This window comes from Streptomyces sp. NPDC101178, assembly GCF_044767965.1.
Lineage (GTDB): Bacteria > Actinomycetota > Actinomycetes > Streptomycetales > Streptomycetaceae > Streptomyces.
On record NZ_JBIWOZ010000002.1, the window covers coordinates 794,733 to 807,635 of the forward strand.

Below are 12,903 nucleotides of genomic sequence, written 5' to 3' on the forward strand. Positions count from 1 at the left end.
CTCACCGATGCCCATGCCCATGCCCATGGATGAGTCGCTGCTCCGGAGCATCGTCCCGGGCGTGCTCGGGGTCCTCGTCCGCCGCGGAGCCGATTTCGCGGCGGCCGAGGACGCCGTCCAGGAGGCGTTGATCGAGGCGGTGCGGGTCTGGCCCGGCGATCCGCCGCGCGATCCGAAGGCGTGGCTGGTCACCGTCGCCTGGCGGCGGTTCCTGGACGCGACGCGGGCCGAGTCCGCGCGGCGGCGGCGCGAGGACGCGGTGGAGGAGGAGCCGGCACCCGGCCCCGCCTCCGGCACGGACGACACGCTCCAGCTCTACTTCCTCTGCGCCCACCCGTCGCTCACGCCGTCGTCCGCCGTCGCGCTCACGCTGCGGGCCGTCGGCGGGCTCACCACGCGGCAGATCGCGCAGGCCTACCTGGTGCCGGAGGCGACGATGGCGCAGCGCATCAGCCGGGCCAAGCGCACGGTCTCCGACGTGCGGTTCGACCGGCCCGGCGATGTCGCCACCGTGCTGCGCGTCCTCTACCTGGTCTTCAACGAGGGCTACTCCGGCGACCTGGACCTCGCCGCCGAGGCCATCCGCCTCACCCGGCAGCTCGCCGCCGCGATCGACCATCCGGAGGTGGCCGGGCTGCTCGCCCTGATGCTGCTCCACCACGCCCGCCGGGCCGCCCGCACCGGGCCCGACGGCAGCCTGGTGCCGCTCGCCGAGCAGGACCGGGGGCTGTGGGACACGGCGGCGATCACCGAAGGCGTGGAGATCCTCCAGGCGGCGCTGGCCCGGGACCGGCTCGGCGAGTACCAGGCCCAGGCCGCCGTCGCCGCGCTGCACGCCGACGCGCCGACCGCCGCCGAGACCGACTGGGTGCAGATCGTGGAGTGGTACGACGAGCTGTGCCTGCTGACGGAGAGCCCGGTCGTGCGGCTGAACCGCGCGGTGGCGGTGGGTGAGGCGGACGGGCCGCGCGCCGGGCTCGCCGCGCTGGCGGAGGTGGACGGTGCGCTGCCACGGTACGTGGCGGTGTCCGCGTACCTCCATGAGCGGGATGGGGACCTGGAGACGGCGGCGAAGCTCTACGCGGAGGCCGCCCGCAAGGCGCAGAACGCTGCCGAGCGCGACCATCTGACGCGGCGGGCGGCCCGGCTCAATTCGCTGCCGTAGGACCGCGTGTTCCGTCGGTGACCCGCTCCAGGCCGTAGAAGTCCGCCACGCACCCGCCCGGCCAGTAGCTGGTGCCCGCCTTGCTGAACGGCTCCAGCATGCCGCTGACGACGAGCCGCCGGTACGGCATCACCTGCTCGCCGTCGGCCGCGCCCTGGCGCAGCCGCCGGTCCTGCGCGTCCCACTTGTCCGCGCGGGCCCGCATGGTGGTGTCCAGGTTGAGCAGCGAGATGGCCGGGCCGAAGCAGACCAGCACGCAGAGCGCGGCGCACACGGCCCCGACCGGTGCCGTACGGCGTACGTGCTGCCGCGCCGCGAGGCCGATCAGCGCTCCGGCGGCGACGAGGAGGATCACGTACAGCAGGAGGTAGTCGTTCCAGAGCCGGTTGGCGCTCGGGTCGCTCACGCGCTCCTGGAAGACCGGGTACGCGATCACCGTGCAGAGGTAGCCGGAGATCAGGAGCGTGAGGAGGCCGGTCCAGGCGAGGAGCGGCCGGCGGGGAGGCGGGGAGGGGGTGCGGCCGTCCTCGCGTCGGCACAGCAGGCCGAGCAGGACGCCGACCGCCACCGCGCCGGCGTACTGCCACGTCGTGACCGTCTGGACGGTGATCTCCGCGAAGGCGCGCAGCGAGGCGGCGAGCGAGTTGGGTGCGAGCAGTGAGGTGGTCTCGGCGCCGAACCGTTCGCGGCGGTTCATCGAGCCGGGTGAGGTGATCAGGACGAGCGCGCCCGCCACCGTTCCGGCGAGGCCCGCCCCGCACCAGCGGCGGACGAACGAGCGGGACGGTACGGGAACGATCCGGCCGCTGAGCAGCAGCGCGGCCAGCAGCACCACCACCATCACGACCGCCGTCTCCTCGGAGAGCGTGGCCACGAAGGCACCCGCGAACAGCGCGACGGCGAGCGCGAAACCTCTGCCGCGCCGGGTACGGGCGAGCAGCGGCGGGATCAGCGCCGCGCAGGCCAGGACCGGTGGCAGGGTGTGGGAGACGGAGGCGGCGGGCCAGTAGAACGTCTTGTACGTGTTCGGCGTGACGAACAGGAAGCACGCGGTCACCATCGCCGCCACCAGCAGCGGCAGGCCGCGCGGGACCGTGAGGCCGGCCCGGCGCAGCGCGAGCACCGTCACCGACCAGAGGACGGCGAGGATCAGGAGGCCGCTGACGGCCGGGTACCACTGGTGTCCGGCCACCTGGAACTTCGCGTAGGCGCCGACCAGGAGCGCGTTGGCGACGCGGCCGTTGTCGTCGAGGTAGAACTTCCCGACCAGGCCGGAGATGCCGTCGTCGCGGACGACCGGGAGGAAGCACCAGTCGTCGGCGCCGGGCCGCACCCACCGGCCGAACCAGGAGGCGGCGGCGAGCAGGGCCAGGGGCGGGAGGGCCAGGGCGGTGAGCCAGGGAGCGGTTCTCGGCCGGGTGGGGGGTGTCGGTGGAGGCGGAGGTGGCTGGAGGTTCGGGTCGGCGTCCGGTGTCGTCGTACCGCGGGTCTCCCCGGTCATCACTTCCCGCCCGTCCTCGGTGCGAACGTCCGGCCCGCCATCGGGCGGGCGGTCAGCAGTGGTTCCTGGCGGACCGCCGGGCTCTCCGGACTCCTTGCCGGCGCGGTCTGCGCCGTCTCCGCCGTCTCCGTGCGGCGGCCCGACATGATCGCCCAGCGGGCCAGCAGGAACGAGAACGGCGTGACGATGACCCCGGCCGCCAGCGCGGCCAGGTTCTTGTCCATGCCGAGAGCGGTGACCGCGCCGTAGAGCAGTGCTCCGGACGCCACCAGATTGGCCAGGCTGGAGACCGGATAGCGGACGAACCCACGCCAGGTCGGCCGCGTCCGGCAGGTGACGTACGAGTTGAGCAGGAACGAGCAGACGATGCTGACCGCGTAGCCGAGGACATGGGCCACGAGGTACGGGATCCAGCGGTTCAGCGACGCGTAGACGCCGAGGTAAACGGCGGTGTTCACACAACCGACGAGGACGAAGCTGCCGAACTGGCGGGCCGTACGCGTCCGTGGCGAGGCGCCGCCCACGACGGGCCCGTCCGGCTCGCCGATGACCAGCGGCCCGGTCGGCAGGCGGCGCTCCGGCAGGCTCCGGCGGGTCGCGTCGGTCTCGCGCACCACGTACGGCGGGCGGTGTTTGGCCTCGTGGTAGATCCGGCCCACGTATTCGCCGATGACTCCGAGCGTGACCAGCTGGATGCCGCTGAGCGCGACGACGGCGGTGAGGAGGGTCGCGTAACCGGGGGTGTCCGCGCCGTGCAGGACGACGGTGATCACGGTCCACAGCGCGTACGCCAGGGCCGAGACGAAGACCCAGAAGCCGGTGTAGATGGCGAGGCGGAGGGGCCGGTTGTTGAAGGAGAGGAGGCCGTCGATCCCGTAGTTGAGCAGGCGTCGGCTCCCCCACTTCGACCGGCCGGCGACCCGCTCGCTGTTGCGGTAGCGGAAGCTGACCGTGTCGAAGCCGATCCAGGAGAAGATCCCTTTGGAGAACCGGTTGCTCTCCGGCAGCGAGAGGACGCTCTCCACGGCCCGCCGGGACAGCAGCCGGAAGTCGCCGGAGCCGTCGATCAGCTCCACGTCCATGCATCGCCGCACCAGCGCGTAGTAGGTGTGGCTCAGCGTGGAGCGCACCACGCCTTCGCCGGTCCGGTCGCGGCGCGGGATGACCTGGTCGTAGCCGTGGCGGTGGAGTTCCAGCATGCGCGGGATCAGCTCGGGCGGGTGCTGGAGGTCGGCGTCCATGATGACCACCGCCGCGCCGCGTGACCTGCGCAGACCGGCGAGCATGGCGGCCTCCTTGCCGAAGTTGCGGCTGAAGGCGGTGTAGTGGACGCGCTCGTCGCGCACGGCGAGCGCGGCGAGGAGTTCGCGGGTGGCGTCGCCGCTGCCGTCGTCCACGTAACAGATCTCGAAGGGCGTGGAGAGCCCTTCGAGGACGGTGAGCAGCGCGGTGTGGAAGGTGCCGAGCACCTCGGCCTCGTTGAAGCACGGCACGACGACGGAGAGCTGAAGGCCGGTCATCTGACATCTCCAGGCTGCGGCCGGGTCACCCACGTGGGGCCTGTCTTATTGCGGTTTCTCTACATTTGCCCATGCCGTAGGAGGAGCCCGGGGCTTCCGAGCCCGGACGCGCGGACCGCCGCGGCCTTTCATCCGAACAGCGCAGACCCGTGCGGGAGGGCCGCCGAAGCTCCGGTCGCGGGTGCCGAAAGCCGGACATAGCCTCACGAACGTGACGCCATCCGTGGACCGTATCCGGGGCACCGGAACCGGCCGGGCCCTGCTCGGCGGCCCGCTCGCCGCGCTCCTCACCGTGCTCGTCGCCGTGTGCTGGCTCGCCGGACCCGCCACCGTGGAGGCGCGGGCGGAGGACCCGGTGGAGCTGTCCCGGGACGGCCAGATCACCGACCGGGTCGGCGCGCTCCAGGACCGGGACGCCGCCGTGGAGGACGCGCTCGACCGGCTCTACGCGGAGCGGCGGATCCAGCTCTTCGTGGTGTACGTACGCGACTTCTCCGGGCGCTCCGGCCAGACCTGGAGCGACGAGACCGCCGACCGCAACGGGCTCGGCCAGGACGATGTGCTGCTCTCCGTCGCCACCCACGACCGGCAGTACGCCTACTCCGTGGACGCGGACTCCGAGCTCACCGACGAGCAGCTGCGCACGGTGGCGTCCACCGCGATCGAGCCCGCGCTGCGGGAGAACGACTGGGCGGGCGCGGCGATCGGTGCGGCGGACGGCTACGTCTCCGTCCTGGACGGACGCCCGGTGACCGCCCCCGCCATCACCCCGGGCCCGGCCGACCCCGGCTCCAGTGCCTCCGGCCCCTCGTCCGGCGCCGGTGACCTCATCCTGCCGGTGGTCGTCGTCGGGGGCGCCGGAGCGCTCGCCGTGTTCGCGTACTCCCGGCGCAAGCGGCGCTCCACGACCCGCACCACCCCGGCCGCGACCGGCTGGGGGCGGTCCTCGGAGGCGGCGGACGCGCCGGTGCCGCTGGAGGAGCTGGACGCGCGGGCGAAGCAGGTGCTGGTGGACACCGACGACGCGGTCCGTACCAGCGAGGAGGAACTCGGCTTCGCGACCGCGCAGTTCGGCGAGGAGGCGGCGAAACCGTTCACCAAGGCGGTCGCCCGGGCCAAGGACGAGCTGACCCGGTCCTTCCGGCTGCGCCAGCAGCTCGACGACGCCTTCCCCGAGGACGACGCGACCCGCCGCCGGATGCTGGAGGAGATCCTCAGCCGGTGCGCGGCCGCCGACGAGGGGCTCGACGCGGTGGCGGAGGACTTCGACCGGCTGCGCGCCCTGGAACGCGACGCCCCGGAGGCCCTGGCCACGCTGGAGACCGCCTTCGCCACGCTCACCGGGCGCGTGTCGGGGGCCGAGGCGACGGTCGCCGGGATGCGGGAGCGGTACGGGGACGGGGCCGCCGCGCCCGTCGCGGGCGCCGTCGAGCAGGCCAAGGACCGGCTCGCCTTCGCCACCTCGGCCCTGGACCAGGCCCGCCAGGCGGTCGGGACCGCCGACCACTCCCGGGCCGCCGTCTACATCCGGGCCGCCGAAGGCGCGGTCGGCCAGGCGGGCACGCTGATCGACGCGGTGGACCGGCGCGCGGCCGAGCTGTCGGAGGCGGCCGGGAAGCTGCCCGCGGCCCTCACCGAGACGGAGACCGACCTCGCCGACGCGCGCGGCCTCCTCGAAGGCACCGCGCCCGCCACCTCGACCGCCGACCTCCGGGGCCGGATCGCCCGCGCGGAGGCCGTCCTCACCGACGTACGGGAGGCGACGGCCTCAGGCCCGTACGACCCGGTCGACGCGCTGCGCCGGGTGGAGGAGGCCGACGCGGCGCTGGACGAGGCGCTCGCCGGGGCGCGGGAGCGGGAGGAGGGCGGGCGGCGGGCCCGCTCGCTCCTGGACCAGGCGCTGCTCACCGCCCGCTCCGCGATCGCCGCGGCCGCCGACTACATCACCACCAGCCGCGGTGCGGTCGGCGCCGAGGCCCGCACGCGGCTCGCGGAGGCCCAGCGCCGCTACGAACAGGCCCGGCAGCTGGCCGACGGCGACCCGCAGGCCGCCTTGACCGAGGCCCAGCAGTCGGACGCGCTGGCCCGGCAGGCGCTGAGCCTGGCCGAGCAGGACGTACGCGGCTTCCAGGGCCCCGGCGGTCCGGGAGGCTTCGGCGGGCCGCGCGGGGGTGGCGGTGGCGGCGGGATGGGCGGGGCGGTGCTCGGCGGGATCATCCTCGGCGGACTGTTCGGTGGCGGCGGGCGGGGCGGTATGGGCGGGGGTTACGGGGGCGGGTTCGGCGGCGGGCGGTCCGGAGGGTTCGGTGGCGGGCCCGGCAGCTTCGGCGGAGGCGGCACGCGGGGGCGGCGGGGCGGAGGCGGGCGCTTCTGAACGACCGCTTCTGAACGAGCGTTTCTGAACGACTCGGCAGCCGGTGGACGACCCGGCAGCGGGTGGACGACCGGCGGAACCAGACCCGTACCAGCGATCCCGACATCCAAGGAGCCGTGCCATGACCAAGCAGACCATCCTCGGCCGCGTCACCCAGCTCGCCAAGGCCAACATCAACGCCCTGCTCGACCAGGCGGAGGACCCGCAGAAGATGCTGGACCAGCTGATCCGCGACTACACCGGCAACATCGCCGAGGCCGAGCAGGCGGTCGCCGCCACCATCGGCAACCTGCGGCTGATGGAGCAGGACCACACGGAGGACGTGGAGGCGGCGGCCGAGTGGGGCTCGAAGGCGCTGGCGGCCAGCCGCAAGGCCGACGAGCTGCGCGGGGCCGGGTCGGGCGCGGAGGCGGACAAGTTCGACAATCTGGCCAAGGTGGCGCTGGGCCGTCAGCTCCAGTCCGAGCAGGAGGCGAAGACGGCCGAGCCGACGATCGCCTCGCAGACCGAGGTGGTCGACAAGCTCAAGACCGGGCTCGACCAGATGAAGGCCAAGCTCTCGGAGCTGAAGGCCAAGCGGGACGAGCTGGTGGCGCGCGCCAAGTCCGCGCAGGCGCAGAACCAGATGATGGACGCCGTGAAGAACATCGACGTCCTGGACCCCACGAGCGAGCTGAGCCGCTTCGAGGACAAGGTGCGGCGCGAGGAGGCCCGGGCGCTGGGCAAGCAGGAGCTGGCCGCCTCCTCGCTGGACGCGCAGTTCGAGCAGCTGGACAGCCTGGGCGCCGGCGCGGAGGTGGAGGCGCGCCTGGCGGCCCTGAAGGCGGGGTCGTCGTAACCGCTCAGTACATGCTCAGCAGCTGCTCCACGGAGAGTTCGGCGGCCGGTGCCCCGGTCGGCAGGGCCAGTTCGAACCAGACGGTCTTGCCGCGCGGGGTGCGGCGTGCGCCCCAGGCGGCGCTGAGCAGGCCGACCAGCTGGAGCCCGCGCCCGCCCTCGTCGGTGTCGCGGGCCCGGCGGCGGCGCGGCTGGACGAGTCCGGCGTCCCACACCTCGCAGACCAGGGTCCGGTCGCGCAGCAGCCGGAGCCGGATCTCGCCCTCGCCGTAGCGCAGGGCGTTGGTGACCAGCTCGCTGACGAGGAGTTCGGTGGTGTCGACCAGGTCGTCGAGGTCCCAGGCCATGAGCTGCGAGCGGGCCAGCTCGCGCGCGCGGCCCACCGAGCGGGGTTCGCGCGGCAGCCGCCAGTCCCCGACGGCCTCCTCCGGCAGGCCCTGGATGCGGGCCATCAGCAGCGCGATGTCGTCCTCGCCGTGGCGGGTGTCGAGCGTGGAGAGGACGAAGTCGCAGGCGTCCTCCAACGGCATCTGCGGACCGGTGAGCACCGAGCGCAGCGCGGCCAGGCCCTCGTCGAGCGGCTGGTCGCGGGATTCGACGAGCCCGTCGGTGTAGAGGGTGAGCAGCGCGTTCTCGGCCAGCTCCACCTCCACCTCCTCGAACGGCTCGCCGCCGACACCGAGCGGCATTCCCGGCGGTACGTCGATGAGCCGGGCGGGCCGGCCGGGCTCGACCACGGCGGGCGGGAGGTGGCCGGCGTTGGCGAACGTACAGCGTCGGGTGACCGGGTCGTAGACCGCGTACACACAGGTCGCCAGATACACCTCGGAGAGGTCCGCCTCCCGCGACTTCTGCGCGGCACGGGAGGGCCACTGGGCGCCTCCGCTGCCGCCGAGCCCCTCGCTGCGCTCGCCGCCGCCCGGGGAGCCGAGGCCGCGTGCGACCTCGTCCAGGGCCGAGAGCACCTCGGCGGGCTCCAGGTCCAGGAGGGCCAGGGTCCTGACGGCGGTGCGGAGTTCGCCCATGGCGACGGCGGCCCGCAGGCCCCGGCCCATGACGTCGCCGACGACCAGCGCGGTGCGGTGGCCCGGCAGCTCGATGACGTCGAACCAGTCGCCGCCGACCTCGGTGGCGGTGTTGCCGGGGAGGTAGCGGCAGGCGATGTCGAGCCCGGCGGCCTCGGGGTCGCCCGGGGGCAGCAGGCTGCGCTGGAGGATCAGGGCGCGCTCGTGCTCGCGGCGGTAGAGGCGCGCGTTGTCGATGCAGACGGCGGCGCGGGCGGCCAGCTCGGTGGCCAGCGCCCGGTCGCGCTCACCGAACGGCTCGCTCCCCTTCGTACGGGAGAACTGGACGAGGCCGACGACGGTGTCGTGCGCGACCATCGGCACGGCCAGCGTCGACTGCACGAACCCCATGTCGTCACCGGGCACCGCCTCGACATGGCCCGAGCGCAGCGCGATGGCGCAGGGCGAGCCGAACGGGAAGCGGTGGACGGAGCCGAGCGCGGGGGGCAGGTCGCCGGGGCCCGGCGCGCCGCTGCCGGCCACGGCGGTCGGCAGGGCGTCGGCCACGGCGCTGGCGTGGGCGACCCGGCGCAGCTCGGCCGAGCCGCCGCCGGACTCGCGGTGCGGTGGGGCCCAGGAGCCGGGCGCGGCCTCCTCGCCGGTGAGCAGGCCCTGGTAGAGGTCGACGGCGGCCAGGTCGCAGAAGCCGGGGACGGCCACGTCGAGCAGCTCGCGGGCGGTGGTCTCCAGGTCGAGCGAGTTGCCGATGCGGGCGCTGGCCTCGTTGAGGAGGGCCAGGTTGCGGCGGGCGCTGGCGGCCTCGCGGGCGGCGATGTGACGGCGGGTGACATCGGTGGCGAGGCCCGCGACGCCGACCGGCCGGCCGGAGCCGCTGTGCACCCGGTAGAGGTTCATGGACCAGTGGCGGCGGCCGGTCCCGCCGGGGGTGGGGCCGACCAGCTGGAGGTCGGTGACCGACTCGCCGGTCCGCAGGACGCGTTTGAGCGTGGCGGCCAGCCGGTCGGCCTCCGGGCCGGGGAGGTAGTCGTCGACCGTGCGGCCCCGGTGGTCCTCGGCGGCGCCGCCGAAGACGGTCGCGAAGCGCTGGTTGGCGCGGACGACGGTGAAATCCGTACCGAACAGCACGAAGCCGAAGGGAGATTGGCCGAATATGGCCTGCGAGGCGGCGAGGTCCGTCTCGATCCTGCGCAACGCGCGGACGTCCACGACGATGCAGAGCGCGGCCCGCTCACCGTCCGCCGTCTCACTGGGCATCACATAGACCTCGGCGAGCCCGTGCGCACCGCCCTCGCCCGGCATCCGGAACGGGACGAGCCCCGTCCACTCCTTGCCGTCCAGGATCTCGCCGACTCTCCGGTGACCGTCGACGCGCAGCTCGGCAGGCATGAAGGCCTCGACCGGGTCTCGCCCGATCGCCTCGTCGGCGGCCATGCCGAAGAGACCGGCGGCCCGGCGGCTCCACTGCTCGATCAGACCGTCGGCCCCGATCGAGAAGGAGGCGACCCTGATGTAGTCGTAGATCGAGCCGGGCGGACTGCTCTGCCACACGACGTCGCCCGTTGTCCCAGGTATTTCGCTCACGCGACCGTCCCCTCCAGCTCACACACCGGACCGGTCCTGCCCGCAGTATTCAGCACTACGGCCCCGACCGACACGGCGTTCACGATCACAGCAAGGTCTCAGTCCCTTTCAGCCAGGTTCTGCCCGACCTCTGGTGATCGCTGTGCGTCCCTCCCCACTCCTAACCAGGGAGAGCGAGCTCGAACCACACCGTCTTGCCGCTTTTTCCGCGACGAGTCCCCCAGCGGCGTGCGGAACAGGCCACTAGCTGCAGTCCCCGGCCACCTTCGTCATCGGGTCCCGCACTGCGTTCGGTGGGTGGATCCGGAAGCGGATCGGAGACTTCCACCAGCAGTCCGGGGGTGGCCCGCCGGCGGTCGGTGGTGCGCGAGCGGCCGGCGGCGGCGAGCCGGAGGTCGGTGGAGAAGTCTCCGGTCAGCTCACCCGACCCGTTGCTCCCGGCGGCCGGGTGCGTGCGCTCCAGACGTACGCCGATGGGGCCGGAGGCGTACCGCAGGGAGTTGGTGACCAGCTCGCTGACCAGCAGAACCGCCATGTCACCGACCGCCGGGTCCAGGCCCCAGCAGTCCAGGGCGTCACGAACGGCGTGCCGGGCGCAGCGCACGGAACCCGGTTCGGCCGGGAAGGTCCACTCGGCGCAGTCACCTTCGGTCTCGGTCACGCCGATCACTTCCCAGGGCCGGCCACGGACTCACCCCATAGGCAAATGGGGACAATCAGCCCATACCCACCATTTATGACTTACTACCGCAGAGCCCGGGGTTTGGTGCAGACGGGCGTACCCGGTCCGGCCCGCCGCCAGGCCTCGGATCAGCGCAGTTCGCCCGCGGCCGCGAGGTCGTCGAAGAGCAGTTGGTCCACCGGCGGCACGAGCGGGCGGTCGGCGTAGGAGAACCACGCCACCTCCTCGATCTCGCTGCTGGCGGCCAGGGCACCGCGATGGTCGGCGTAGTAGCAGCTCATGCGGACGAGGGGGGCGCCGGGACCGTCATGGGCGTGCGCCTCGTACGTACCGGCGTGGACGACGGTCTCCGGGATCAGGCCGACCGTCAGCTCCTCCTCGATCTCGCGCAGGAGGGTCTGCAGGTCGGTCTCGGCGCCCTCGCGCTTGCCGCCCGGGATGTAGAAGACGTCCTTGCCCCGGGGCCGGGCGCAGAGGATCCTGCCGTCCTCGATCAGCACCCAGGCCACCGTGTCGATCAGCACCGCCATCACCGCTCCATGCTCGCTCGCCTCGCCTCGCCCGGAACGCTCCTGCCGGACGGGCGGGACCCTACCGCCTGCGCGGCCGGGTGCCGGAGGGGGCCGGTGGAGCCGGAGACGCGATGGCGGGCGTGCGGCGCGCGCGGCCCAGGAGGCGCGAGGGCGGGCCCCGGAGCGCGGCCCGTGCCCCCGGAAGCCCGGCCCGTAGCTCCCGAGCGTGACAGCGGGCCCTGGAAGCCCGGCCCGTGGCTCCCGAGCGTGGCAGCGGGCTCCTGAGCACGGTCGCGGCCCCGGAGCCCGGCGTGAGCGATTCAGGCCCTCAGGGCCGGCCGCCGCCCTGCCCCACGCGCTCCACCCGGTACACCTGGCGGTGCTTGCGGTCGTCGAGGCCGTCGGCGACCCTCTGCGCCTCGGCCTGCGTGGCGTATCTGCCGACGCGGTAGCGGTTGCCGCCGTCGTCCTGCCGTATCACCAGCCACGGGAGCACGGCGCCGCTGTCGCTCATCGTGTCGCTCCCCCGCATGTCGCCCCTCTCTCCGCCGGCGTGCACGACACCGGCATGCACGACACCGGCGTGCACGTTTCTAAGGATCCCCAGGAAACCGCAGTGCGCATATGCCCGAGCGTACGCCTGACCTTCACTCAGCGCAGGCGTCTTTGCACAAAGAGATACACATCCGGCCATGACGAAGGGGGCGCATCCGCTGGATGCGCCCCCTTCTCGACCCCGTCGCCCCAGCTCACGAAGGAGCGGGGCGGTCCGACGGGGCGTCAACTCATCTGACCGGCAAGTGATAAGCGACCCGGTAGCGGTCGGCGGGCACCACCACGTCGGCGGTCTCCACCGCGCGCCCCGAGGCGTAGTACGTACGCCCGATCACGATGACCACATGGCCGGGCACCCCGCCGAGCGCCAGCAGCTCCTCCGCGAGTCCGGGCCGCGCGCCGACCTCCTCGGCCACGTTGTCCACGACGATGTCGATCGCCGCCATCCGGTCGACCACACCGCAGCCGCCCAGCGGACCCTCCTCGGGGAGCATCACCGGCGTACGCCCGGTGACAGAAAGGGGCTCCCAGGAGGTGGAGAGCATGATCGGCTCGCCCGCCTCGCGGAACACGTAATGCGTCCGCATGACGCGGTCGCCCGGCTCGATGCCGAGCCGCTCGGCCACCTCGGCGCTCGCTCCCTCCTGCTCGCTGCGGGACTCCCAGGTCCCGCGCACGCCGTCGGCCGTCTGCTCCTGGCGGAACGGGCTGGCGCCCTTCTCCGGGCGGTATCCGGACCGGGCGATCATGCGGGGGACGGGGCGCTCGCGCACGTACGTCCCGGAGCCGGAGCGGCCCTCGACCAGCCCCTCGGCCATCAGGACCTTGCGCGCCTCCAGGGCGACGGTGTCCGAGACCCCGTATTCCTCCCGGATGCGGGCCTGCGACGGCAGGCGGGTATGGGGCGGCAGCGCGCCGTTCACGATCTTCTCCCGCAGATCGCTCGCCACGCGCAGATAGGCGGGCTGCTCACCGAAAGTCACAGGCCACTCCCAACAGGTTGACAGTCTGCAACAGCCTGACAACCGTGGGTTGCGCACCGCAAGCATGGGCCAGAGTTTCACTCAATGTGATGACACTGAAGCGGATCATGCATGGATCGACCGACGGCACCAGAGCGCTTCCCGGTCAGATCCTCGCCCGGATCCCCA

General features: G+C 73.2%; 10 protein-coding genes. 3 read left to right on the top strand and 7 right to left on the bottom strand.

Annotation, left to right across the window (positions count from 1 at the left end; all coding sequences use genetic code 11):
• The first annotated feature begins 25 nt into the window (after window positions 1–25).
• Window positions 26–1,165 (top strand): RNA polymerase sigma factor, encoded by a 1,140-nt coding sequence (locus tag ACIRR8_RS07705; protein WP_404060740.1) that lies wholly within the window; start codon window positions 26–28, stop codon window positions 1,163–1,165.
• Here ACIRR8_RS07705 and ACIRR8_RS07710 read toward each other — a convergent pair.
• Entirely contained in the window at window positions 1,149–2,666 is a 1,518-nt protein-coding gene (locus ACIRR8_RS07710) for a DUF6056 family protein (protein WP_404060263.1), read from the bottom strand. The two genes, ACIRR8_RS07705 and ACIRR8_RS07710, sit on opposite strands and share 17 nt — an antisense overlap.
• Window positions 2,666–4,186 carry a glycosyltransferase gene (locus ACIRR8_RS07715; RefSeq protein ID WP_404060266.1) on the bottom strand — a complete coding sequence of 507 codons (1,521 nt, stop codon included), beginning with the start codon at window positions 4,184–4,186 and terminating at the stop codon, window positions 2,666–2,668. The genes ACIRR8_RS07710 and ACIRR8_RS07715 overlap by 1 nt, the downstream gene beginning before the upstream one ends.
• A 223-nt stretch (window positions 4,187–4,409) precedes the next feature.
• Between ACIRR8_RS07715 and ACIRR8_RS07720 the strand changes: the two genes are divergently transcribed.
• Window positions 4,410–6,560 carry a TPM domain-containing protein gene (locus ACIRR8_RS07720; protein WP_404060742.1) on the top strand — a complete coding sequence of 717 codons (2,151 nt, stop codon included), beginning with the start codon at window positions 4,410–4,412 and terminating at the stop codon, window positions 6,558–6,560.
• A 121-nt stretch (window positions 6,561–6,681) separates the two neighbouring features.
• Window positions 6,682–7,398: a PspA/IM30 family protein gene (locus tag ACIRR8_RS07725; RefSeq protein ID WP_404060269.1), complete on the top strand. Its 717-nt coding sequence runs from the start codon at window positions 6,682–6,684 to the stop codon at window positions 7,396–7,398.
• 4 nt (window positions 7,399–7,402) lie between these two features.
• Here the strand turns inward: ACIRR8_RS07725 and ACIRR8_RS07730 are convergent, their stop codons facing one another.
• From ACIRR8_RS07730 to ACIRR8_RS07750, 5 genes are all read right to left on the bottom strand, one after another.
• On the bottom strand, window positions 7,403–9,970 hold the full coding sequence (locus tag ACIRR8_RS07730) for a SpoIIE family protein phosphatase (RefSeq protein ID WP_404060745.1): 2,568 nt from the start codon (window positions 9,968–9,970) through the stop codon (window positions 7,403–7,405).
• A 193-nt stretch (window positions 9,971–10,163) separates the two neighbouring features.
• The gene (locus ACIRR8_RS07735) at window positions 10,164–10,673 is read right to left on the bottom strand and encodes an ATP-binding protein (RefSeq protein ID WP_404060271.1); all 510 of its coding nucleotides are present in this window, start codon (window positions 10,671–10,673) and stop codon (window positions 10,164–10,166) included.
• Between the two features lie 140 nt (window positions 10,674–10,813).
• On the bottom strand, window positions 10,814–11,218 hold the full coding sequence (locus ACIRR8_RS07740; RefSeq protein WP_404060274.1) for an NUDIX domain-containing protein: 405 nt from the start codon (window positions 11,216–11,218) through the stop codon (window positions 10,814–10,816).
• A 307-nt stretch (window positions 11,219–11,525) separates the two neighbouring features.
• Window positions 11,526–11,729 (bottom strand): SPOR domain-containing protein, encoded by a 204-nt coding sequence (locus ACIRR8_RS07745; RefSeq protein ID WP_404060276.1) that lies wholly within the window; start codon window positions 11,727–11,729, stop codon window positions 11,526–11,528.
• Between the two features lie 253 nt (window positions 11,730–11,982).
• Window positions 11,983–12,735, bottom strand: coding sequence for a GntR family transcriptional regulator (locus ACIRR8_RS07750; protein ID WP_356746936.1), 753 nt, complete (start codon window positions 12,733–12,735; stop codon window positions 11,983–11,985).
• Between the last annotated feature and the right edge of the window lie 168 nt (window positions 12,736–12,903).